This is a genomic window from Bacillus sp. AFS023182 (assembly GCF_002560575.1).
In the GTDB taxonomy this organism is placed as follows: domain Bacteria; phylum Bacillota; class Bacilli; order Bacillales; family Bacillaceae_G; genus Bacillus_A; species Bacillus_A arachidis.
This window is the reverse complement of the sequence record NZ_NTRO01000011.1, coordinates 18127-41995: the sequence shown is the minus strand read 5'-3', so window position 1 is coordinate 41995 and position 23869 is coordinate 18127. Positions and strand designations below refer to the sequence as shown.

23 protein-coding genes, 1 pseudogene and 1 riboswitch are annotated in these 23869 nt (G+C 34.3%); of the genes and pseudogenes, 16 read left to right on the top strand and 8 right to left on the bottom strand.

The features are described from left to right. Positions 1-27: 27 nt before the first annotated feature. Positions 28-165, top strand: a pseudogene (locus CN288_RS28655) (hypothetical protein); the annotation flags it as partial. 204 nt (positions 166-369) lie between these two features. On the opposite strand, the gene CN288_RS06215 reads toward CN288_RS28655, so the two are convergent. From CN288_RS06215 to CN288_RS06200, 4 genes are all read right to left on the bottom strand, one after another. Continuing rightward, positions 370-738 (bottom strand): hypothetical protein, encoded by a 369-nt coding sequence (locus tag CN288_RS06215; RefSeq protein ID WP_098019361.1) that lies wholly within the window; start codon positions 736-738, stop codon positions 370-372. Between the two features lie 378 nt (positions 739-1116). After that, positions 1117-1452 (bottom strand): hypothetical protein, encoded by a 336-nt coding sequence (locus CN288_RS06210; protein WP_098301980.1) that lies wholly within the window; start codon positions 1450-1452, stop codon positions 1117-1119. A gap of 24 nt (positions 1453-1476) precedes the next feature. After that, positions 1477-1770: a polymorphic toxin type 50 domain-containing protein gene (locus CN288_RS06205; RefSeq protein WP_098301979.1), complete on the bottom strand. Its 294-nt coding sequence runs from the start codon at positions 1768-1770 to the stop codon at positions 1477-1479. Positions 1771-2072: 302 nt separating this feature from the next. After that, a complete protein-coding gene (locus CN288_RS06200) occupies positions 2073-2864 on the bottom strand; it encodes an arylamine N-acetyltransferase family protein (protein WP_098301978.1) in 792 nt (263 codons plus the stop codon). Positions 2865-3461: 597 nt separating this feature from the next. Here CN288_RS06200 and CN288_RS06195 point away from each other — a divergent pair. Both CN288_RS06195 and CN288_RS06190 read left to right on the top strand, forming a co-directional pair. Next, entirely contained in the window at positions 3462-5363 is a 1902-nt protein-coding gene (locus CN288_RS06195) for an endonuclease MutS2 (RefSeq protein ID WP_098301977.1), read from the top strand. 6 nt (positions 5364-5369) lie between these two features. Next, positions 5370-5897, top strand: coding sequence for a GNAT family N-acetyltransferase (locus tag CN288_RS06190; RefSeq protein WP_026591553.1), 528 nt, complete (start codon positions 5370-5372; stop codon positions 5895-5897). A 62-nt stretch (positions 5898-5959) separates the two neighbouring features. Here CN288_RS06190 and CN288_RS06185 read toward each other — a convergent pair whose 3' ends face one another. Beyond that, complete coding sequence (locus CN288_RS06185; RefSeq protein ID WP_098301976.1) at positions 5960-6925, bottom strand: quinone oxidoreductase family protein; 966 nt, start codon at positions 6923-6925, stop codon at positions 5960-5962. Positions 6926-7062: 137 nt separating this feature from the next. Here CN288_RS06185 and CN288_RS06180 point away from each other — a divergent pair, with 137 nt between their 5' ends. From CN288_RS06180 to CN288_RS06170, 3 genes are all read left to right on the top strand, one after another. Then, positions 7063-7959, top strand: coding sequence for a LysR family transcriptional regulator (locus CN288_RS06180; protein WP_098301975.1), 897 nt, complete (start codon positions 7063-7065; stop codon positions 7957-7959). Positions 7960-8277: 318 nt separating this feature from the next. Continuing rightward, positions 8278-8838, top strand: coding sequence for a GNAT family N-acetyltransferase (locus CN288_RS06175; protein WP_026591550.1), 561 nt, complete (start codon positions 8278-8280; stop codon positions 8836-8838). A 159-nt stretch (positions 8839-8997) separates the two neighbouring features. Continuing rightward, positions 8998-9225, top strand: a complete 228-nt coding sequence (locus CN288_RS06170; RefSeq protein ID WP_090691914.1) for a hypothetical protein — start codon at positions 8998-9000, stop codon at positions 9223-9225. Between the two features lie 35 nt (positions 9226-9260). Here CN288_RS06170 and CN288_RS06165 read toward each other — a convergent pair whose 3' ends face one another. Then, positions 9261-10586 (bottom strand): ArsB/NhaD family transporter, encoded by a 1326-nt coding sequence (locus CN288_RS06165; protein ID WP_098301974.1) that lies wholly within the window; start codon positions 10584-10586, stop codon positions 9261-9263. Positions 10587-10829: 243 nt separating this feature from the next. On the opposite strand from CN288_RS06165, the gene CN288_RS06160 reads away from it, so the two are divergent. The 3 genes from CN288_RS06160 (at position 10830) to mgtE (ending at position 13820) form a co-directional block, all read left to right on the top strand. Next, positions 10830-11180 (top strand): YojF family protein, encoded by a 351-nt coding sequence (locus CN288_RS06160; RefSeq protein ID WP_098301973.1) that lies wholly within the window; start codon positions 10830-10832, stop codon positions 11178-11180. A 15-nt stretch (positions 11181-11195) separates the two neighbouring features. Further along, the gene (bshB2, locus tag CN288_RS06155) at positions 11196-11858 is read left to right on the top strand and encodes a bacillithiol biosynthesis deacetylase BshB2 (RefSeq protein ID WP_026591546.1); all 663 of its coding nucleotides are present in this window, start codon (positions 11196-11198) and stop codon (positions 11856-11858) included. 286 nt (positions 11859-12144) lie between these two features. Then, a riboswitch (M-box (ykoK) riboswitch) is annotated at positions 12145-12311 on the top strand. Positions 12312-12491: 180 nt separating this feature from the next. After that, positions 12492-13820 (top strand): magnesium transporter, encoded by a 1329-nt coding sequence (gene mgtE, locus CN288_RS06150; RefSeq protein WP_098301972.1) that lies wholly within the window; start codon positions 12492-12494, stop codon positions 13818-13820. Between the two features lie 148 nt (positions 13821-13968). On the opposite strand, the gene CN288_RS06145 is transcribed toward mgtE, so the two are convergent. Then, complete coding sequence (locus CN288_RS06145) at positions 13969-14367, bottom strand: DUF2871 family protein (RefSeq protein WP_026591544.1); 399 nt, start codon at positions 14365-14367, stop codon at positions 13969-13971. A gap of 321 nt (positions 14368-14688) precedes the next feature. Between CN288_RS06145 and CN288_RS06140 the strand changes: the two genes are divergently transcribed. The 4 genes from CN288_RS06140 to aiiA all read left to right on the top strand — a co-directional run bounded on the left by CN288_RS06140 (position 14689) and on the right by aiiA (position 18319). Next, on the top strand, positions 14689-15618 hold the full coding sequence (locus CN288_RS06140) for an AAA family ATPase (RefSeq protein WP_098301971.1): 930 nt from the start codon (positions 14689-14691) through the stop codon (positions 15616-15618). Next, complete coding sequence (locus tag CN288_RS06135; RefSeq protein WP_098301970.1) at positions 15615-16712, top strand: DUF58 domain-containing protein; 1098 nt, start codon at positions 15615-15617, stop codon at positions 16710-16712. The genes CN288_RS06140 and CN288_RS06135 overlap by 4 nt, the downstream gene beginning before the upstream one ends. 11 nt (positions 16713-16723) lie before the next feature. Further along, positions 16724-17476, top strand: coding sequence for a hypothetical protein (locus CN288_RS06130; protein ID WP_098301999.1), 753 nt, complete (start codon positions 16724-16726; stop codon positions 17474-17476). A 90-nt stretch (positions 17477-17566) separates the two neighbouring features. Continuing rightward, positions 17567-18319: a quorum-quenching N-acyl homoserine lactonase AiiA gene (gene aiiA / locus CN288_RS06125; protein ID WP_098301969.1), complete on the top strand. Its 753-nt coding sequence runs from the start codon at positions 17567-17569 to the stop codon at positions 18317-18319. A gap of 790 nt (positions 18320-19109) precedes the next feature. On the opposite strand, the gene CN288_RS06120 is transcribed toward aiiA, so the two are convergent. Continuing rightward, positions 19110-19571 (bottom strand): hypothetical protein, encoded by a 462-nt coding sequence (locus tag CN288_RS06120; protein WP_372440524.1) that lies wholly within the window; start codon positions 19569-19571, stop codon positions 19110-19112. Positions 19572-20153: 582 nt separating this feature from the next. Between CN288_RS06120 and CN288_RS06115 the strand changes: the two genes are divergently transcribed. The 3 genes from CN288_RS06115 (at position 20154) to CN288_RS06105 (ending at position 23850) form a co-directional block, all read left to right on the top strand. Continuing rightward, positions 20154-22838 (top strand): immunoglobulin-like domain-containing protein, encoded by a 2685-nt coding sequence (locus tag CN288_RS06115; protein ID WP_098301968.1) that lies wholly within the window; start codon positions 20154-20156, stop codon positions 22836-22838. 210 nt (positions 22839-23048) lie between these two features. After that, positions 23049-23156, top strand: a complete 108-nt coding sequence (locus CN288_RS06110) for a YjcZ family sporulation protein (protein ID WP_000505670.1) — start codon at positions 23049-23051, stop codon at positions 23154-23156. A gap of 373 nt (positions 23157-23529) precedes the next feature. After that, entirely contained in the window at positions 23530-23850 is a 321-nt protein-coding gene (locus CN288_RS06105; RefSeq protein WP_098301967.1) for a metalloregulator ArsR/SmtB family transcription factor, read from the top strand. Positions 23851-23869 lie beyond the last annotated feature (19 nt).

Below are 23869 nucleotides of genomic sequence, written 5' to 3'. Positions count from 1 at the left end.
CCCTTGTAATGTTACGTGGTGTTTGTTGGAACTGTAGATGCAGGATTAGGATTTACAATCGATGAAAAGGTAACTGTTAGTGGATCACCACAGTACAAAGTACAAAATAGCAAGGGCCAAACATACTATGTAACTGCAAGTGAAGCTTATGTATATGTGAAGTAAGAGTTGCAAAAGAGCATCCACTTAAATAATAATTTCTAATTTAAATCAACAAAAGAGACCTCAAATGTGAGGTCTCTTTTGTTGATTATTCACCATCTGTACTTTCTCTTCACTTACTCAAGGCCAGGTAACATGGTATACAATCCTAAAGAAGACTTGTTCTTCAAAAAGTTCTTTTCTTGCCCTCAGAATCTAGCAAAATAGCTAGTCAAAAGATAATTGTAATCTATCAACTTGTAAATAGACATATTGTCCCTCTAAATATTTGTAGTCTTCAAGTAAATCACTAGTTATAAAGAAACCAACATCTAAAACATTATTTTCTAACATTTTTCCAAAAAGAATATAACTTCCATTAGCAATATTTTCTATTTTTTTGAATTTATCTTCTTTTTGCGTTTCTACTGTCAAAGCGTCATTCACAAATATATCTATCTCAGCTTCGTATTCTTTATTTACAACAACTTCTTGAGGTGAAGCATTAAAACCTGTTACCTTTTGATTATTTACTAAAAAGTCTATTTCTTCTTCAATAATTGAATCAATTCTACATATCAATATCTTATTTTTCATTTTTTGACCTCTATTCTACTGGATTGATAACAGGGATATTTTTACTATTATCCACCGTTTTCCAAAAAAGTTTTTCCGCTTTCTACATGGTATGTTGTAATTTCCCCTAAATTATTAGTTCCTACAAACTCAAATTTAGCATAACTTTAGCTTCTTGCTCTTTAAAGCCATTTCCTTTTCAATTTCAGCTTCACGAGATTTGTCATTATCGTATTTAAAGTATAAATCAAGTAATAAGTTTTTTAGGGACTGCAATTAATCTCGTACGTTTGTTATCTTCGTGGTCTTCTAATTCAAATATCAATTTACATTTCATTTAACTATAAAAAACCTTGAAAGACTAAAAGCCAATCAAGGTCAAAGTTTAAATAGCGACTATTATTTATGTATTTCCCTTTCCCATACTCTCTTTCCCTCAGCTAAAAATACTGCACTTGGTGGATCATCATAGAGGGAAATTTCAACCAATGAACCTTTCTCTTGTATTAACCAATTATATACAATGTCTTGGTTAGTAGTAGGATGGGATAAAATACTATTTACTTTAAATGCAGCTGCATCGTATTCTGTATAATTTATATCATCATCTAATCCATTGTCTGTTTCAAAAACTGTATCGAGTTCGCCAATTATCCTCAATCCACTTTTCCATTCTAGTATCATTTCACTATCTTCATATTTTATTAATGTTCCTATTAAAGAATCATATCCCATGTGCATCCTCTTTTCTTATATATTTTATGGTCTTGCTGGTACTATATGAGCACCGTCTTTTCCGTAATGAATCATTCCTCTAGTAGTCTCAAGGTATTGACCAGTATCGCGATCATAGTATTTCCCAATTGGTTTACCAAAGTCTACTCTTTCTTTTTTACCGTCTGGTAGTAGTTGACCTTTCCCGGCAAACTTATCAAGTAATTCTTGTGCTGTTTTATTATCACCATAGAAGATACTTTTGTTTTTTCCATTTGCAACCTCTTGTTTGTAGTTAGGTGCATTAGGAATATGTTTTTCTTGAGCTCCAGCTTTCACTTTTATTGGGTAACCATTTACTTCACGGTATGGACCTTTAGGTACAGAATTTTTCCCATAAGAAGGTAATAGAAGAAATATAAAAAAGTGCTAACAAGTTTGCATACGAACTTGCTAACATTTATACAAAATAGGTATAACTTATCGCTGATATGTCACTTGGTAAATTGATAAAACGAGTAAACATTCCTTCGAAAGCAAGGCTTAGTATATTCTATATAACTGTGAAATACAACAAATTGCAAAAAAACCTGCTGTACGATAAAAATTCTTGTCAGAAACGACAAGAATTTTTAGTTTGACTATAATTGTATACCAAATATTGCGTGCAATAGGTCTGCATATTGCTCTTTTGTAATCTCTTCTTTACTCTGTTTTCCTTGCTTTGTTACTGTAAAACGATCTTTTGTTAGAGTAGCATGCCCATCAGAAGTTAGTTTTACGGTGAGAGGTACTTTATTAAAAGGGGAGTCTGTATGTTCTACAATTGTTTTTTGTGCTTTATTTAATTTTCTTTCATCAACTGCCTCTATATAAAATGCGTAACCTAATGTCCAATCTTGAGAAGAATCCTGATTTAGAAATTCATTATTTTTTTTCATCTCTAAAATATAGTTTCCCTTTGTAGTTGTTTCTTTTCGAATGCGATAGTCCCCAGTAACGGAATGAACAATCTCACCGGTGAAAGGAACAGGTGAAAGTGGAAGGTTTGAACCGAAACCGACTTCAATTAAATAAAATTCAGTATTATGTTTTAAAACAGTTGCCACATGCCCTGAATCAACAGCCCAAGTATTAGAAGCGGCATGATAAACTGTTCCTGATACTAAGTGAACATCAAAACCGCAATCTTTAAGGAAGTAATACATCGTTGGATTTAATTCGTAACAAAGGCCACCGCGGTTATGAACTAAAATTTTTTCTTGAAGATTTTCTTTTGAAATTTCTTTTACTGTACCGTGAATAATATCTAGATTCTCAAAGGGAATCGCTTGTGCCATTGCATGAAGGATTTCGTTTAAATCTTCAAATGAAATGGACTCTCTTTCTTGTATATTTAATCTGGAAAAGAATTGCTTTTGTAGTTCTGTCACGTGAATCGCTCCTTATCCATTTTACTTATATATAATTGTATCGAATGTCGAATAAGAAAACATTCGTAATACGTTGAATAAATAATCCATATATATACTTACGACTAAAGTATAATAAGAAGAATATTGTAAAGTATGGAACCTTTACTTCTGCCGTAACATATAGTATGATAATTTCAATAAATTAGATTTCAATGAACATAATTATAAATTAATGAGAGGTGCTTTTTGTGAGTGCGGTAGGTTCTAAATAGGAAAAAATTGAATGAAATAAATCTAATGAGAACAGGGGATTTTTATATACTTCTAACCCCTAACTTTGTTATGGATTTATTTCAAATAACCTATGAAGATACCTACAATACTTTATAAAGCGTGTAATGATTATGGGATAGCCATATGTTTTTTTGAGATGGTTTTATTTCTTTATATATTGCACAGGCCTTGTAAATGTAAAAAGCTGCGGTATCTACGCAGCTTTTTTGTGTTTATTTTTATCACATGAAAGTTATATTTAATTAAATATATCTCATTGAAATCTAATGGGTAGGTATCTTCATTTTTGATGTGAGTAAATCATAGTGAGGAGAATAGAAATTGAATAAAATGACTTTTGAAAAGTTGCAATATAACGAGTTAAAGGAAATAGTTAAATCGTATTGTGTGAGTGGATTAGGAAAACAATTGTTAGATAAATTGGAGCCAAGCGCAAGTATCAAAGTAGTGAAAAATCGTTTGAATGAAACAACTGAAGCGCGAGCTATATTAGATGCAGAAGGGCATGTACCTTTTTTCGGAATTTCTAATATCGATAGTACAATTCAAAAGCTAGAAAAGGGAATGATTTTAGATCCAACTGAGCTAGTTAGTGTATCAGACTTTTTAAGAGGGTGTCGAAAGGTTAAAACGTTTATGCTGGATAAAGAATTTTTCGCACCCATACTAGCATCGTATGCGAATTCAATGTCTGAATTCAAAAGTGTGGAAGAAGAAATTAATTTTTCAATTAAAGGAAATAGTATTGATTCTGCCGCAAGTAAAGAATTGAAGCGAATACGAAATAATATCGACTCCGTAGAGGGGAAAATTAAAGAACGTTTAAATAAATTTTTAAATAGCAGTACAAATAAAAAATATATTCAAGAATTCTTTATTAGTAAAAAAGACGATCGATATACGATTCCGGTGAAAGCTTCCTATAAAAATCAAGTTGCAGGAACAATTGTTGAAATTTCTTCTAAGGGTTCAACAGTTTTTATAGAACCAAATACTGTTACAAATTTAAATGTGGAACTAGCGAGCTTAAAAGCTGAAGAAGCGATGGAAGAATATCAAATATTAGCTACTTTATCAGGAATGATCTTAGAGGACATTTATAACATTAAGATTAATATGGAGCTGATTAGTCAATACGATATGGTGTTTGCAAAAGCAAAATGTAGTAAACATATTGGCGGGGTAGAGCCGAAATTAAATGATTATGGGTATGTAAAGTTAGTAGGGTGCAGACATCCATTATTAGCAGGAGAAGCTATACCGCTTAATTTTGAAATCGGGCAAAACTATCGGAGCTTAATTATTACAGGACCAAATGCTGGTGGGAAAACGATTGTTTTAAAAACAATTGGGCTATTAACATTGGCGACAATGTCAGGATTGCACATCGCTGGAGACAAGGAAACGGAAATTGCTGTTTTTGAAAATATATTTGTAGACATTGGCGATAATCAAAGTATAGAAAATGCACTGAGTACATTTTCATCTCATATGAAAAACCTTTCAGAAATCATGAGAGTATCAAATAATAATACGCTTTTACTATTTGATGAAATAGGCAGCGGTACGGAACCGAATGAAGGAGCTGCACTTGCAATTTCTATTTTAGAAGAATTTTATCATATGGGTTGTACGACTGTTGCAACTACTCATTATGGTGAAATTAAACGCTTTTCAGAAATGCACAGTGACTTTATGAATGCGGCGATGCAATTTAATAGTGAAACATTGGAACCGATGTATAAGTTAATGATAGGGAAATCAGGAGAGAGTAATGCTCTATGGATTTCTAGAAAAATGAACGTGCGAGAAAACGTACTGCAAAGAGCGAAAGGCTATATGGAAAATAAAGAGTACCGCTTAGAGCGAGTGAATGAAAGTAGACTGAGAAAGCCTAAGATTGTCAAAGAGAAAGCAGAAGAGAAGGATGAATATAAAAAAGGGGACCGTGTGAAATTATTAGACTATGATGACTTTGGAATTGTATATAAAGAAAAAGACAATTTCTTCAATATCGTTGTGTTTTATAATGCCCAATTCATTGAAGTAAACGTTAAGCGAATTTCTTTAGAAGTACAGGCAAAGGAATTATATCCAGAAGGGTATGATTTAGACACATTGTTTGTGGATTATAAAGAATGGAAAATGCAGCATGATATAGAGCGTGGATCGAAAAAAGCGTTGCGTAAAATTCAAAAAGAAATAAGAAAGAATAGAGGATGAGGGGCTATAAATATAAAGATTAGACAAGAATTTGAGAAAGAATATAAAAGGGCAGAAGAGGTTGTAAAACAAGCATTTTCACATGAAACATTTAGCGATCAGAAAGAGCACGAACTTGTAAATCGTATTAGAAAATCTGATGCGTTTATTCCAGAGTTATCATTAGTAGCGGTAGATAAAGAAATTATTGGTCACGTCCTTTTATCTAAAATAAAAATCGTCAATGGTGATAAATCTGTAGATTCGCTAGCGCTTGCTCCAGTATCTGTTGCACCAGACTATCAGAAAAAAGGAATTGGAAGCTTGTTGATTTCGAATGTATTAAGAGAAGCAAAAGAGCTCGGATATCATTCTATAATTGTTTTAGGGCATAAAGAGTATTATCCGAAATTTGGTTTTAAATCAGCTAGTCTATGGAATATAAGAGCGCCATTTGAGGTGCCAGACGAAGTATTTATGGCAATGGAGTTAACGGAGAATGCTCTTCAAAATGTGCAAGGCGTTGTTCAATATTCGGAAGCTTTTTCTGAGTAGCACAGATAAAGATAGCTAGAAGAAATCTTCTAGCTATCTTTTTGATTTTTAAGTCGAAGTGTTCATGGTATTAATAAAATTTTCCCCGTACTTTTTCGACTTTCCAATAAATGATGTGCCTTAGCACCATCTTCTAAAGAGAAAGTAGTTGGATTTTGGATGTTTAATTTTCCAGCAGTAATCCAATCAAATAGTTGATTGGAACGTTGTTTGCGTTCTTCATACGTTGTGAGTACGTTCCAAAGATCGCCGCCAGTTAAAGTTTTCGAAGTATCCATCAGCATTCGTGGATCAACAGGAGCAGGATCACCGCCGGCCATTCCGTAAAATACAACCGTACCACCGGTTTTTGTAGTCTTAAAGCTCTCTTCTAATGTAGAACCTATTGATTCGTATACAACATCTACGCCATGACCTTTTGTAATTTGTAGTACTTTCTCACACCATGATTCTGAATATAAAAATACATAGTCTGCTCCAGCTGAATAAGCTGCTTTTGCTTTTTCTTTAGATGAAGTAAGACCGATTACTTGTGCGCCTTGCATTTTAATCATTTGAATGAGAAGTTGCCCAACCCCTCCGGCAGCTGCATGAACTAAAACAAAATCACTAGCTTTTATTTTGTAGCTGTCTTTTGTTAAGTAATGAGCAGTTAACCCTTGTAATAAGACGGAAGAGGCTGCCTCGAAGGAAATAGAGTCCGGGAGTAGAATCGCTTTTTCTTTTGGAACAGCTACTAACTCCGCATTTGCAAATGGTACATCAGCAAATGCAATGCGATCACCGGCAGAAATGTCCGTAACTTCAGCGCCGATTTTCTCTACAATTCCTGAACCCTCATACCCTAATATATAAGGTGGTTTACCAACAAGATGATAGTTACCTCTACGTCTATATATATCAGCAAAATTTAGGCCAATCGCTTTTGTGCGAACGAGAATCTCATTCGGTTTTATAGTTGGGTCTGAAACTTCTTGATATTTTAATACATCCGCATTTCCGAATTCCTCGAAACAAAGTGCTTTCATATGAAATACCTCCAATTTGTAACATGAATCAATATTGTTTGTTATTGGTTCTTATCATACAATATAAATATTGATAGGCAAAGAGGATTATTCAGATCTAATCAATCGAAAATATTGATTAGAAGGAGGAAAGTGTCTTGGAGATAAAACAATTAATCACATTTAAAACAGCAGCAGAAAACTTGAACTTTACGCAGACAGCTAAAATATTAAATTTTGCTCAATCAAGTGTCACGGCACAAATAAAAGCATTGGAAGCTGAGCTAGGAGCAACGTTGTTTGAACGATTAGGAAAACGCCTTTTTTTGACTGAAGCAGGACGGAAGTTTCAACTATATGCCAATAAGATAATAGCGTTAAGTTATGAAGCGAAAATGGTTGTGCAAGATGAGGAAACAACATCTGGTACGCTAGTGATTGGCGCACAAGAAAGTCAATGCACATATCGGCTTCCTTCCATTTTGAAGGAATTTAAGACGAAATTCCCGCAAATAAGACTTATATTCAAACCTGCTCATTCAAATGAGGCTGTAAAGGAGCAACTGATGGAGGGAAAACTTGATTTAGCCTTTATTTTAGATGAATGTAAAATAGAAGATGCTTTGCATGTAGAGTCGTTAGTTCGAGAAGAATTGAAAATAGTAGCATTTCCTAATCATCCTTTACTTGAAAAATCTTTAATGTCTACAAAGGATTTAGAAAGTGAAACACTTTTGTTAACAGAATTTGGCTGTTCTTATCGTACTATATTTGAAGAACTATTCCGGGCAGAAGATGTATATCCTGCAAATAAAATTGAGTTTGTTAGTGTAGAAGCAATTAAGCAATGTGTAATTGCGGGCTTAGGTATAGCTATTTTACCAGCAATGGTAGTAGAAAAAGAGATACAACAAGGTACAATGAAGGAGTTAGTTTTAGAGAATACAATCTCTCCTATTTTTACACAGATTGCTTGGCATAGAGATAAGTGGATTACAGCGCCATTACAGCAATTCATAGATGTAACAAGAGTGTCAATTGGAAACATGTATTAAGGGGAGAAATATTTGTTTTGCATGTAAGAAGAAAAGTGAATAATAGATGTTTTGAAAGAAGAGAAAGCCGATATTTGGATGAAGAACAAATATCGTTTTTTTCTTTGTTTGTAAGGACAGTCGCTATGCTAGTTTCTATATAAACAAGTTGAATGAATAGTCTGATATAAGTACAATAAATTTATACATATTAAAAGGGGATGAATGATATCGCGTATCGTAAGTATCTCATTGGTAGTGAGGGTTATGGAACAAGGGGATAGAGAGGCTTATTAACTTACAGAGCTATCCCCAGAATTGAAAAGGGGGATTTTTGAAATGAACACGAAATTGAATAATCTTTTTCTAGGTGAAAATATTAAGTTATCAGCAATCAGAGCTGAAGATATTGAGCAAATGGCTATTTGGCAAGAAGATAGTGAGTATTTAAGAAATGTAGATACGGACGCTGCAGTTCCACAATCGTTACATGAATTAAAGGAATATGAGTTATTAAAAGGACAAAAATCAAATGGCGTTTCTTTTATGTTAAGAACGATTCAAGATGATATTTTAATTGGTTTTGTGGCACTTCATAGCATAGAGTGGAATAATAGAGCTGGGTTGTTAGCAGTTGGTATAGGTGATAAGAATTATAGAGGTAGGGGATATGGTACGGAAGGATTACGCCTTATTCTGAAATATGCTTTTTATGAATTAAACCTACATCGTGTAGGTCTCGATGTTATTTCATATAATAAATCGGCAATTGAAGTTTATAAAAAGGTTGGATTTAAGGTGGAGGGGTGTATGAGAGAAGCTGTTCAGCGGGATGGGAAGAGTTTTGATCGTATCATAATGGGTATATTGCGAGATGAATGGCTAAAGACTCAAAATTGATTTACATAGGATGTAATCGCACATAATGTTGTAACATATCAAATTAATCGTAAAAATTTTGCTATATTTATATTTGGTAATACGGATGTAATTGCAGGGAAAAGGATAACGACTGGCGAAATTTTACAACATATGAATTGAAATAAGGAGTCATGTCATATGAATTTAGAAAAAACAAAGCCAGTAAATGAAGAATTAGCACAGTTAAAAGAACTCGTAAAGGAATTGCATGGTAGTGTGCATCAACTACAAAGTGAAGTTCAACAGCTTAGACATGAAAGACCGGTTGTAGAAGTTAAAAAAGGTGTTCAATTATCACCAGGAATCGTTGGAGAAATTGGTGGTATAATTTTAGGAGCATTGGTAATTATCGGGATATTTTGGTGATAAAAAAGGTTTGCAGCAATATGCTGCAAACCTTTTTATATTAAATAACGTAAATATATATAAGCATGTGATAATAATAATGCAACGATTGTTAACGGTAAGCCAATTTTTAAGAAATCAAGGTAAGAAAATCCATGTCCTTCGCGCTTAGCAATACCTGCGACAACTACGTTTGCAGAAGCGCCAATTAATGTTCCGTTCCCCCCTAAGCAAGCACCAAGTGATAATGCCCACCATAGTACTTCAATTTGAGGAGAGTCAACAGAAAGTCCAAGTCCTGAAGCTAAATCTTGAATCAGCGGAATCATCGTTGCGACAAATGGAATATTATCAATAGTAGCTGATGCTGCCCCTGATACCCATAAAATAAGAATCGCTGCAAAGCCGATATCACCATTTGTTACATCAATCACTTCTTTTGCCAAAGATGAAATAAGTCCGATATCAATTAAACCGCCAACAAGAACAAATAATCCAGCGAAGAAGAAAATCGTTACCCATTCTACATGAGCAAATATATCTTCTAATTCATGTTGTTTTACACCAATTAACATGAGGAGCGTTGCACCGGTCATCGCGATAACTGCCGCATCTACATGAATAATGGAATGAAGAACAAATCCGAGAATTGTCAATCCTAAAATGGAAAGAGATTTTAGGAGCAAGCTTCGGTCACGAATATAGTCTTTTTCATTTAGTTCCATAAGTTTAGCAATTTGTTCAGGTGTTGTTTTTAATTTGTTACGATACATAAGGTAAATAATGCCTAATGTAACAATGGAAATAATAAGTACAATTGGTGTTAAATTGAGTAAAAAGGCATTAAAATCTAGGTGTTTATTAGCAGATCCAATCATAATGTTTGGAGGATCACCAATTAGTGTAGCAGTACCACCGATATTTGAAAATAATACTTCAGAAATCAAATAAGGAACAGGTTGTACCTTTAAAATACGCGTGATCGATAGTGTAACAGGAACGATTAATAATACGGTTGTTACATTATCTAAAAATGCAGAGCCGACTGCGGTTAATAGGGATAAAAATAATAAAATTCGAATTGGTTTTCCACCCGCTGCTTTTGCTGTTTTAATGGCTACATATTCAAATACACCAGATTGACTCGTAATATGCACGAGAATCATCATTCCAATTAAAAGAGTAATGGTTTCCCATTGGATATGCGATGTAAAGGCAGTATGTAAGTCTACAATGCCAAAAATAATCATTATTGCAGCACCCAATAGTGCAATTACAGCACGGTTTAATTTCTCAGAAATAATAAATCCGTATGTCACTAAAAATACGGCGATTGCAAAATAATATTGCCAATTTGCTACTTCATGTGCTGAATATTCCAACATGTCACCTTCTTTAAAATATATATTAAATTGTCGAAATATATCCCTCCGCATGAACTCTATTGTAGCAAATTCAAAAAAGAAAGAAAACTATTTACGAGTAGTAGGAGAATAGTGAACTTTTCTATGTGAAAAAATAAAAAACAAAATGCAAATTATTATGCAAAGTGAGTTTTGTCCTCTAATATAGAGATAGCAATTTACATTATTTTTGCGTAAAATGGTTTAAAGAGGTGAAATCCGATGGAAATAGTAAAAGATAGTACTGTTATTCAACATGAAATTGAACGGTTTGTAAATAAAGATGTATATATTCATTTAGAAACAACAAATGGAGCATACGCTTCACATTTTAATGAAAAGATGATGACAGTCGGAGCATTTATTCGAAATGCAATTATTCGTTTTGAACGTGGGAAAATAACAGGAACAAATCCATACCGAGTTGGTCTCAAAATGGATCATGGTTGGGTATATGCTGAAGGTATTACACATTGGGAAGTATACGAGAACGATCGTTTATTATTAGCAGGGCATGATAATAAAGGGCGTTTAGCAGTAGCGCTTGAATTAAGCTTAACACCATTTAAATAAGAAGGAGGGAAATGTATGGAAAGACATGTGCTTGTTGTATTTCCTCATCCAGACGATGAATCGTTTGCAGCTGGAGGAACAATTAGTTTATTAAGAAAGCAAGGAGTACCTGTGACATATGCGTGCGGAACGCTTGGACAAATGGGACGCAATATGGGAAAGAATGTTTTTGCGAACCGCGAAACGATTCCGAATATCCGTGAAAAGGAATTAAAAGATGCATGTGAAGCGATGGGCATTGAAGATTTAAGAATGCTTGGTTTCCACGATAAAACACTAGAATTTGAAGATGTAGATTTTGTAGCAGATAAAATTGAAACTGTCATTCGCGATGTACAACCATCACGAATTATTACATTCTATCCAGAGCATGGTGTTCATCCAGATCATGATGCATTTGGCCGTGCTACTGTTCGCGCTGTATCACGTATGCCGAAAGAAACACGTCCGGTCATTCATGCAGTTGCGATTACAAAAAATCGTGAGGAAGTATTAGGTGAACCAGATGTTATCAACAACATTAGTGAAGTATTCGAACAAAAATTAGCGGCTTTACGTGCACATCGTTCACAAACAGAAGCGATGTTAGAAGAAACGGAAGTAAAGTTGCAAAACAAAGATGCTGCAACATTAAAATGGTTACAAATTGAACAATTTTGGACTTATAAATGGGAATAGGCTAGAAGATTTTCTACTAGTCTTCCATACATACAAAAGCGATGTCGCATTGTGACATCGCTTTTTCTGTTAAGTATCAGGAATGTGCATTGTGCGGTGTTGGTCAACGCTTTTGTACTTTTCTCCCTCATAAATACTTGTTCAAATGTTAATTATACTAATAATTTGAGGAAGCATAAAATATCAACACTATACTTTTAACAGAGCCAAAAATTAAAAAGAATATATATTTATTATAAAAAAATTGACAAATCAAAAAGAACGCTGTAAATTGAAGTTATATTTGAATAGTCTCTGTTAGGTGAGGCTCCTGTATAGAGAAACGCTGCTGCCCAAAAATGTCGAGAGACGCCAATGGGTCAACAGGAACGGTCGGAGAGAAGGCCCTTCTTAATGTAGCTGGTTTCAAACCTATGCTGTACAGTGCTAAAACTCAACGAGGGAGAGGTACGTGATAATTTGGAGGGATATATCTCTATGATGGTAAAAAGAGATTTCACCCTTTGTTTATTTGTGATTTTTAAAAACCTTTACTCCTTTTTGAGTAAAGGTTTTTTATGTATACGATCATCGATATCTAATTATTTGTACTATTAAATGACCTAATGGAACTATTTATTAGGAGGAATTATGATGAAAAATAAATTAAAGCAGCTTTTGTTAACAGAAAATATTTTTATGGTAGAAGAATTTTTGAGTGATCCACCATATGATATTGCACAAGAAATTAAAAAATTTCCACTTAAAGATCAAGTATCAGTAATAGATCTGATCCCAATTACAAAAAGCTCTAAAGTCCTTAGACATATGAGTCCAGACGAACAGTATAAGATCCTAATCAATTTACCTAGAGATAAATCTAAAATATTGCTGAATAAGCAACCAGTTGATGAGCTTGTTGATTTGTTTCTAGCTATTCAGCTTAATAAAGATGGACAATTAATGTCGTATTTAAATAAAGAAACGCAACAAAAGGTAAAGGATTTAATGAAATTTAAACCTGAGACAGCAGGTAGTCTTGTAACGAGTGATTATATTTCAGCTAGAGAGGATTGGTCAATAAAAACGACTTTAGAGCATGTTAGAAAAATTGCTACAAATGTAGAATCGGTATCCTATATATATGTTCTAGATAACTACGGACACCTCAAAGGAATCGTTTCCATACGTGAGTTATTATCAGCATCGGATGAGGAAATCTTATCAAACATAATGATTCGAGATATTATCTCAGTATATGCTGAAGCCAATCAACAAGAAGCTGTAAAAAAGTTAACAGATCATGATTTATCTGCTTTACCTGTAACAACAGCTGATAAAAAAATGATTGGTATCATAACATTTGATGATGTAATGGATGTAATGGAAGAAGAGGCAACTGAAGATATCCAGAGGTTAGGTGGTAGCGAACCATTAAATCAATCATATTTTGAAGCTTCTATTTGGAGGATTTTTTCTAAACGGATTCCCTGGTTATTGCTTCTATTCATGGCTGAGGCATATACAGGCACAGTACTTCACCATTTTCAAGATGAACTTGACAAAGTGGTCGCACTTGCGTTCTTTATTCCATTACTAGTAGGTACTGGAGGAAACACAGGTACACAGGTTGTAGCAACAATTATTCGTGCAGTAGGTATCGGGGAAGTGAAGTTTAAAGACATTTTTCGTGTTATAAGAAAAGAGATGTTAATTGGTGTACTCCTTGGTCTTGCGCTTGGTACAGCAGGTCTAATTCGTGCATATATATTAGGAGTTGGAATAGAAGTTGCACAAGTTGTAGCAATGACAATGGTGTTTATTGTTGTTTGGGCTTCTATTGTAGCCGCTGCATTACCATTGATTATCAGAAGATTCAAACTAGACCCTGCCGTTGTTTCCGGACCGTTCATTACAACGTTTGTTGATGGCACTGGACTAATCATTTACTTTATGGTTGCTAAAATGATATTAAATTTATAAATATAAACTATGTATATTTCTGGTACGAAAAAGATGAGTAGCATGTTTATTTATAGCTCTAAGGTTATAGAGTCTGTTTAATGTAGAAAAAAGAGTCTCATAAGTAATATGAGGCTCTTTTTTGTTTTGGCTGAAGTTTTATTACACACTACATTTTGAATGATTTTTTTAATAGAATCATAAACCAAATAAGGGTAAGACCAATGAGAGAGTGAGAGAATCCAATTATATAGGTTAATTCTTTAAAATTAGCACCATTTAGTTGAAGAAGCCCTCGAGTTGCCAGTGAAGAAAGGGTTAAAATTAATCCAATATTATGGACGATGAACCAACTATTAAAGCCCTTCACTTTATGAAATGAAAATGCTTTTGCTAATGCCAGGGCAATTAAGAAAAATAAAAACCCAAGTACGAGCGTATGTGTATGTAAAAGGTTTAGCAGAGTGGATCCTAGAATACCTTTTGATTTTGCATATTCTCTAGCGAATACACCTGATAATAAACCGATTACTAAATATACGAACGATGCATAATATAATTTTTTCATTATATACCTCCTGGTGCAAATTTTATAATGTGGGTTTTCGATTTGTAAATTTCTATTGTATTTTCAAATTATGGTGGTTACATAAAAAAGACTCCTAGTGTTCCAGGAGTCATAGTATAACAAGTTTAAAATTATTGTATCATAATTATAAGGTATTCGATTATATGAAATAATTGAACTTTATGTGAACAAAGGGGATTGTAAAGGTTTGGGATTATATTTGGAATAAGAATTGAAAATCCAATTCATTTTCCGGTTTATGGAAAAAGGATATCGTGTTAAAATATCAGAAAAATCAAACGATTAAGGGTGATAAAAAATATGTCTATATTAGAGAAAATTAAAGAAAATGTTTCAAAAGTTATTGTAGGGAAGGAAGAAGTAATTGATTTAGCAATGATCGCGCTAGTTGCCAACGGACATGTCTTACTAGAAGACGTACCAGGAACGGGAAAAACAACATTAGCCAAAACACTTGCGAAAAGTATTGATGGGGCTTTTCAACGTATTCAATTTACATCGGATACGTTGCCGGGTGATGTAGTAGGATTAGAATATTTTGATATGAAAGAAAGTGATTTTAAAACGAGGAAGGGGCCTATTTTTGCGAATCTTGTATTAGTAGATGAAATTAACAGGGCGGTTCCGCGGACGCAATCAGCGTTGTTAGAGGTAATGGAAGAACGTACGGTAACGATTGCGGGCGTAACACATGTATTACCAAGCCCATTTATTGTATTGGCAACGCAGAATCCTTTAGAGTCGGCAGGAACATTTACACTTCCAGATGCGCAATTGGATCGCTTTTTATTAACCATTCGCCAAGGGTATCCAAATCGAAAATATGAGAAGGAAATGTTAAAACGATTTAAAGAAAACAATCCATTTAACGATTTACAAAGCGTTGTAACTCTCTCTGACATATTGGAGTTGCAAGAGCAATCTAAAAAGATTCATATACATGATGAGGTGGAAGAATACTTGCTTGATATTGTAGAAGCGACGCGAAATCATGATTTAGTAGAAATTGGAGTTAGTCCGCGTGGATCTTTAGCTTTTATGAGAGCCGCTCAAGCAAGAGCTTTATTAAAAGGAAGAGATTATGTAACTCCTGATGATTTGAAAACTTTAGCATCCCCGGTTTGTGCCCATCGGTTAACGTTAACGATTGAAGGGGATATGAAAACAACTAAAGTAGATGTGCTGCAAGGCATTTTAGAAAAACTTGCAGTGCCAGTGGAAAGCGTATGAATGAAATTATAACAAGGAAACATCCGTTGTTAGAGCCACTTTTTATAGTGGGAATCGGCGCATTTTGTCTTATACTCGTCGTGTTTACCAATCAATTTTTCATTGTGGCTATCTTTTTGTTTTATTTGTTGCTAGTTGGATTTTTGTATTTGTATATGAAGGCAGTCATGAAAGTGAAATGGGAAATCTCCCAAAATCAAAAGAGGCTATTTATGAACGAAAGAGGAGAATGTGTGGTGCAGATTATAAATGAAGCACGTTTTCCAATTTTTAAAGCAGCTCTTCAGTTTCGCTCTAATGAACAAATAGAGTGGGAAACGGATCAGAAGATGCAGCGTTCGCATCACTCGTATCAAATTCCTCTCCAATTAGAAGGGCGAGATATGATAACAATTATGTTAGAGGGAAATGCACATGAAAGAGGGAGACAAGGGTGGCAAGCTGCGGAACTCATGATATCAGATCCATTTGGTCTTTTAACGTATTACTTGCCTATTGAACAAAAGAAACTCCCTGAATTTCATATTCTTCCGCAAATGTCGAAAGTAACAATACCAGAAATGACAACATGGAAACACGGATTTCGTAGAGCGGCTGTTTCTCCGTTATATGATGAAACGAAAATAGTAGGTGTGAAAGAGTATGAAGGGGAATCCTTTCGTTCGATTCATTGGGGAGCTACTGCGAAAACAGGAGTTATTAGTGCAAAAAAGTATGAATATACGCAAGGCGATCGGTATGCATTATATGTAAATCTATTAGGTAAAACGGGATATACACTTCGCACCGATATGGAATATTTAATTCAAGTTGCTGCTGGTGTATGCCGGGAGTTAATTTCACAAGATTGCTCGTTCGAACTATGGATAAATGGAGTACGGGAACAAGGTGTCATTCATTTAAAGGGCGGAAAGCACCGAAAACAACTTTATAAAGCAATGGATTTGTTGTCTTCATTAACGGAAAAAGATACACCGCTTAATACGCATTTCTTTTATCAAACAGGATTTCGCAGACAAGAAGCAGGATGTATTCCATTAATTATAGGATATCCACCTGAAAAACAAAAAGGATGGATACAAATTGTGAAGTAAAGGGAGGAACGGTGAATACATTGAAATGGGGATCGCGTGTTATATTTTGTTTCCTAGCTATTGGTCTTTGTTTTGTATTAGCGATTGGAATAACGGAAGGGGTCTTTTTTGCAAAGGAACAAGTATTAGATTCTTCTCAATCAAAGGTAGGAGAGGATGGTGACTCACAAATGCCCAGAAAATGGGTATTTACAGGAGAAGGAACGCCGGTGGAACCAGGAGAGGATTCAGGAGGATTATATGAAATAGAAGATTTACCAGATTTTGATAAAAGTGGGTATTGTAGGAAAGAGAACCACAAAGGAATTCCTCGAGATAGAAAGGTGCCACTTGGTGGCATAGAATTTCTAGGCGTTAGTACTGAAAATATATTTATACAAATTGGCATCCTTGTCTTAGTAATATTAATCATATTTTTCATCTTTCGTCTTATACGGAATAAGAAGCAGGAGATCCATCTTATTGATACGAAACAAAAAGAAATACGAAAAGTTGAGGGGAATGTAGAACAAGAAGAGCAAGATAGCTTAATCCTTCCAATAGAAGAAGTGCGTGCAATGTTAATCAAATGGGAAATGACATTACCGAAGTTTGAAAAGAGAAGATTACAAGAGACGATGCAGCAATGGTTTTCCCGTATCCATAAAGGTGATACTATTATTCCGATTTATGAGAAAGTGAGATACGGGGAAGGAACTGCTTCAAATGAGGAGTTACAGGTGATGCGGAGATGGATACATGAAAATGTAAAGAAAAGTTTATAGTGAAAAAAGAGATAAAAGGAGAAAGTTTGTTGTTAGCGGAAGTATTATAGTACTGTTTTATCCAAACTGATACGAGAAGGTGGATATAGAATGACGGTTAAAAAACTTTACTTTTTACCAGCTGGCCGCTGCATGTTGGATCATTCTTCTGTTAATAGTACGCTTACTCCGGGTAAACTCTTGAATTTACCAGTCTGGTGCTATCTGGTGGAAACGACAGAAGGTCCAATTTTGATAGATACAGGAATGCCAGAAAGCGCAGTAGATAATGAAGATCTTTTTAAGGGAACGTTTGTTGAAGGACAGATCCTCCCGAAAATGAAACCGGATGATAGAGTTATAAATATTTTAAAGCGGGTAGGTTATGCGCCAGAAGATCTTCTCTGTGTTATTAGTTCTCATTTGCATTTTGACCATGCTGGGGGGAATGGGAACTTCAACCATACACCCATTATTGTGCAACGAACTGAACATGATGCTGCTTTACATAGAGAAGAATATTTAAAGGAATGCATACTACCAAATTTGAACTATCAAATGATTGAGGGAGATTATGAAGTAATGCCAGGTGTTCAGTTGCTTTATACGCCAGGGCATTCCCCAGGGCATCAATCAGTATTTGTTAAAACGGAAAAGTCAGGTTCTGTTTTACTAACGATTGATGCATCTTACACGCAGGAAAACTTTGAGCAGGGCGTCCCATTCGCAGGATTTGATTCAGAAATGGCCTCACAATCTATCAAACGATTAAAAGAAATTGTTTTGGATGAAAAACCTATTGTTTTCTTTGGACATGATATGGAACAAGAAAAAAGTTGTAAAACATTCCCTGAGTGTTTATAATGTATCCATTTTGTAGGACGGAAAATAATATAACTACACCTTTTTTCGTATTGATTTATAGAGATACGATATCCGAATAAAATCTAAAAAGGTGGAAGGTATGAGGAAAAACATAATGCTGTTTAGTGTAATGATATGTTTTTAGACGTTAAGTGGTTGTGATCGCACCTATTCATATGTTGGAGAAAGTAAGCATTGGAAAGGCAAGTATATAATTTCACAGACAGATACGAGTGAATCTGGAGAAGGCACAATTATTTACAAAGGAAAAGATAGAGAAAAAATCAATGACGTAAAATGGAGAGTTGAAGATAATAGTAGTAAACAAGAGGGAACAGGATTTATTGAAAGGAGAACGATTCAATTAAAATCGTCATGTTCAGGTTGTGCAGTGCGTGATAAGGAAGAAGTGTTTCTTGTCACAATTGAATGGGATGGAAAGAAAGAGAGCTTTGAGATGAGATACAAGTAGTTGATATTCCCTACCTAAAGAGGGAAATATCGTTTTAAAAAAGATGAACCGTGGAATAAAAAGCTTAGAATAGGTTATAGGAAAGAACCAAAAATGGCTTGCTTTAATATGCAAGCCGTTTTTGGTTCTGGAATTTGTAAAAAAGAACCTAGAATTTTGGTGATGAGAAATAAGCTCTTTCCTAGTTAGCGAGAGTATTATTTTGTTTCTACTTTAGGTTGAGTAAAAAAGAAGATAAAAATAATTAAAGGAAGAGCTAAAAGAAAGACTCCGTTTTTAGATGGGTGAATAGTGGGAATATCTGTTAAAGCCATGTTATCATTCCTTTGTAAGGATTTTTAATAAGTTAGGATTTACATGAAAATGTTTGGACACAACTTTTTGGAAGAACTTATAATCCCTTTTCAAGTAAGGGAGAGTAGGTTCAAGTTTAGGAACACCAAAAATTGGTCCACTCACATTAATAGTAAATCTACCAGGTGCAATAAAACTCCCCGTAACTCCAATTTCATCGTTGAGTAATAGTGCGGCGAGGATAACGTCTATTACATCAATAATCATATTCGCAGTTTGTTTTTCGAATTTACCTTCTAGTCGACTTTCTCCTGTTAATGGTCCTCCTAATGAAACGCGAAAACCTCCTGGTGTCACAAAGACTCCTATAATAGTGATCTGTCCAGTTAGTAATAGTGCGACTGTCACAATATTGAGATCGCGTTGGATAGACCGTATGACTTGTATATCTCTTGTAATTTCAATGTTTTTTTTCAATATTGTCACACCCTCTAGGTACATATTATTCTGAGCGATTGTTAAAGGTGAGTAAGGATAAGTATTAAATATAGGGGGGATGTAGGAATGGAACCGAATGTAACAATAAGTATTAGCTGATATCAATAATTAATTTTTTATAATGTTTGCTAATACTTGTTGCTCGATATTTCTTCATTACTATATTTGTTTATATCATCATCCAATCAAAAGATGTGATGAAGGATTTTTTGTCGATATTTAACGAAAAATGTCATATTTTAATTGTCATATTATATAGTGAATGTTAAAATCAAGGTGATAAAAAATTATGAATAAACTAAAAATTGCAGAAGATAATTTTTCTGAATTTTCTTTATAATTAATGATGATTATTTTTTGTATATAAATCCCTTCTACTCAGAAAGAAGGTAACCTGCACTCACCATCCTTTTTGTTTTCAGCTTGTACAAAGCACGAAGAGGCCCGGACCGAATCCTCCGTTTATACTCATGTTTTACATTTCACTAATGTGAAAATGTTTATATAAAACTTATTAATATGTATTGAACTATTAAACTTGTAAAACTACAGAAAGGTTTGTGGTACAGAATGAAAAAAGATACCCAACAAAGGCATCAAGGGGTCGCAATCAAAACATTAATAGCTATGAATGTACTTGCTTCACCATTTATGGGAGGAGTAACAGGAATAACAAAAGTTGCAGCTGAGACACAAGTATCGGCGGAACATGTTTTTTATGTTGAAGGTAAGGGAGATCCAGAAAAAATTAGAGCAAATGATCGACGACAATTTAAGTTTAGCCCCTATGAACCAACTGGACTATATGCAAGTCCAAACGAAAAAATCACCATTCAAGTTGAAGGAACACAAAATATTCAAGCTTATATAGGAACATTCTCATACGATGGTGCATGGAATCAAGATTCGCTCATAAAGTCGTTCACTTTAAAACCAGGAGAAAATACAATCGAATCTCCAAATGGCGGAATGATTTATTTATATAATCCAGGGCAAGGTGGAACAGTGAAGACGGAGATAAAAACAGGTGGAACAACTAGCCCTCTGTTTGAGTTAGGAAAACATACACAACAAGATTTAGTAGACATGCTAGATAAATATCCTAATGCCCATGCGGTGGAACTAAAAGGAGAGCGTGTACTTATAACCGCAAGTCCTGCAAGAGTGAAAAAATATTTAATAGGTTCTAACACAGATCCTGTACAACTCTTAAAAAAATTAGATGAATCTATTAGAATTCAAGATCGAGTTTCTGGTTTATCTGAAAAGGAAGCGGACAAGCATTATGTACACTTTGTGGAGGATAATTACTCAACTCTTTATATGTATTCGTATTATGGTAGAACTGCGTATGTCGGAGATGCAATTCAGCATGTACTAAATGTGAAAGACTTTACAGAAAATGGATGGGGACCTTGGCATGAAGCTGGTCATCAAAGGCAACAACTTCCTTGGACATGGGATGGATTAGGGGAAGTTACTGTAAATATTTATAGTATGTCCGTACAACGAGCTTTTGGAAATAAATCGAGGTTAGAGAACGGAACATATGACAAAGCATTTACTTATTTAAATAAGCCTCAATCCGAAAAAGACTATAATAAAATTGATGATCTCTTCGTCAAATTAACAATGTTTTGGCAATTAGACTTAGCTTTTGGGGAAGAATTCTATCCGAAATTACATCAATTATACCGTGCAATTCCGAACGAGGAACTTCCTAAAACTAGTGACGAGAAAATACAAGATTTCATTTATAATACTTCTAAGATTGCACAGAAAAATTTACTTCCATTCTTTGATAAATGGGGGCTAATTGCTACACTAGAAACAAGACAAAAAATAGAAAATTTGAATTATCCACTTTTAGCCGCTTCTATTTGGGAAGCAACTGATTCTAAACCTGTTGTTGTAGAAGAAAACGAAGAAACTCCAGATATGGAACCGAAATTAACAGTACCTGGTGGAACAACAATGAATGTAGGCAATTCATTCGACCCAATGGCAGGAGTATCCGCTATTGATAAAGAAGACGGAGACCTTACTTCTAAAGTAACAGTTGATGGTAAAGTAGATATATTTAAAGCAGGTACTTACGAGTTAACGTACACAGTTAAAGACTCTAAAGGTCATCAAGTAACTGCAAAACAAACAGTAACGGTTAAAGAGAAAGAAGAAACAAAAGATGAATCACCAGTACTAAAAGTACCTTTAGAAACTACAATTACTGAAGGAGATAAATTCGATCCAATGAACGATGTAAGTGCTACGGATAAAGAAGATGGTGAGATTACGCCAGAAGTAAAATATGAAGGTCATATAGATACAAATACACCAGGCACTTACACGATTAAATACACAGTTAAAGATTCTGCAGGTCATTTGGCAACTCAAACACAAACTATAATAGTTAATGAAAAACCTGTTGAAGACAAAGCACCAGAGTTAACAGTACCAAAAGAAACAGTATTAACAATTGATGATAAATTCGACCCAATGAGTGGGGTTAAAGCTATCGATAAAGAAGATGGTGATATCACTTCTAAAGTAACAATTGACGGTAAAGTAGATACTTCTAAAACGGGTACGTATGTTTTATCATACACAGTTAAAGACTCTAAAGGTTATGAAGTAACTGCGAAACAAACGGTAACGGTTAAAGGGAAAGAAAAGTTAAAAGATGAATCACCAGTATTAACTGTACCTGCTGAAGTGAATATAAATGTAGGAGACAAATTCGATCAAATGTCAGGGGTTAAAGCTATTGATAAAGAAGATGGCGATATTACTGATAAAGTAATACATTTTGGTGAAGTAGATACAGCTAAAACTGGTACTTACGAAGTCAAGTTCCTTGTTCGTGACTCCGGCGGTAATGAGGTAACTACAATACAAAAAGTAGTTGTGAAAGATAAGGACAATGGTAACGGTTCTGATAACGGAAACAATGGTTCAGGCAACAATAACGATTCTGACACTGGTAATACCAATACCAACAACGGTAATGGTTCTGATAATACCAATACCAATACTAGCACTGATAATGGCAGTACTGGTACTAACAACAGCAATGGCTCTGATACTGATAACAGTAATATCTCAAATAATAGTACTTCTGATAAAAAAGAAGATACATATAAAGAGCTTCCAAAAACGGGAGCAAGTACAAATAACAGTGCAGCAGTGGGTATATTGATGGTTCTTGCAGGTATGGTACTTACTTTTGGTCGCAAATTTAGAAAGGTACTAAAATAATTGTAACTCAGTGCATTGTATAAAAAGACATCTTCGAATAATGAAGATGTCTTTTTATCAATAAATTACTGATTTGATAAGTACGCATTGAGTGTCTTTTTTTTATTTATTAAAGGACCTGCTCAATTAGTTCGTAACAACATAAAATAAATCGAATCCGTTACATGAGAACTCCTATGTTTTCCCCTCTTACTTAAAGGAGGAACTATTATGGGCTTTGGTGGTAGTTGTGGAGGTTGTGGCTTTGCTGGAGGATTTGCATTACTCGTTGTACTCTTCATATTATTAATCATCGTTGGAGCTGCTTGCTTCTGCTAAAAAACAATGAGAGAAGGCACTCATAAGAGTGTCTTTCTTTATGAAAAAATCCCCACACAATGCACAGGGATCCAATGTAAACCTTTCAGTTGTTGAATATTCAATTAAACTTAAAGAAAGTGTGGTAATGGTCGATTACGTATTGGTGTGACAAGTAATTACTTTATTGAAGAATGCAAAAAAGTGCTGGATCTTCTGGTAGAAGCTAAAGAAATTTTCAAATTTTAATTATGATATTTACTAACTATTGTTGTGAAAGATGATATACTTATGAAATAAACATAGTCATGATACTATCAGTAGGAATCTTACTACCATTTAACCTATGCTGATGGAATCTAATTTGAATATAATAACTAAAAGGATGCGGATTATGGAAAATTACGAATGCAAAAACAGAGAAAATATATTGGAACAATTTAGGTTAACGACTCCAATTTTTCAAGCATTAGGTGATGTGAACAGGCAACAAATTATCATGATTTTACTTAAAAATGACAGCTTAAATGTAAACCAAATAACTGAACAAATGAGCATCTCGAGACCTGCTGTATCCCATCATTTAAAAATTTTAAAACAGGCAGAACTAGTTATGCCAAACAAAAACGGGAAAGAAATTTATTATTCTTTGACAACTAGTAATTTTTTGGAATATATGAAAGGATTAGTATCTGCAATTGAAGCAGGATATTAATTTTTAACTAATGCGTTTA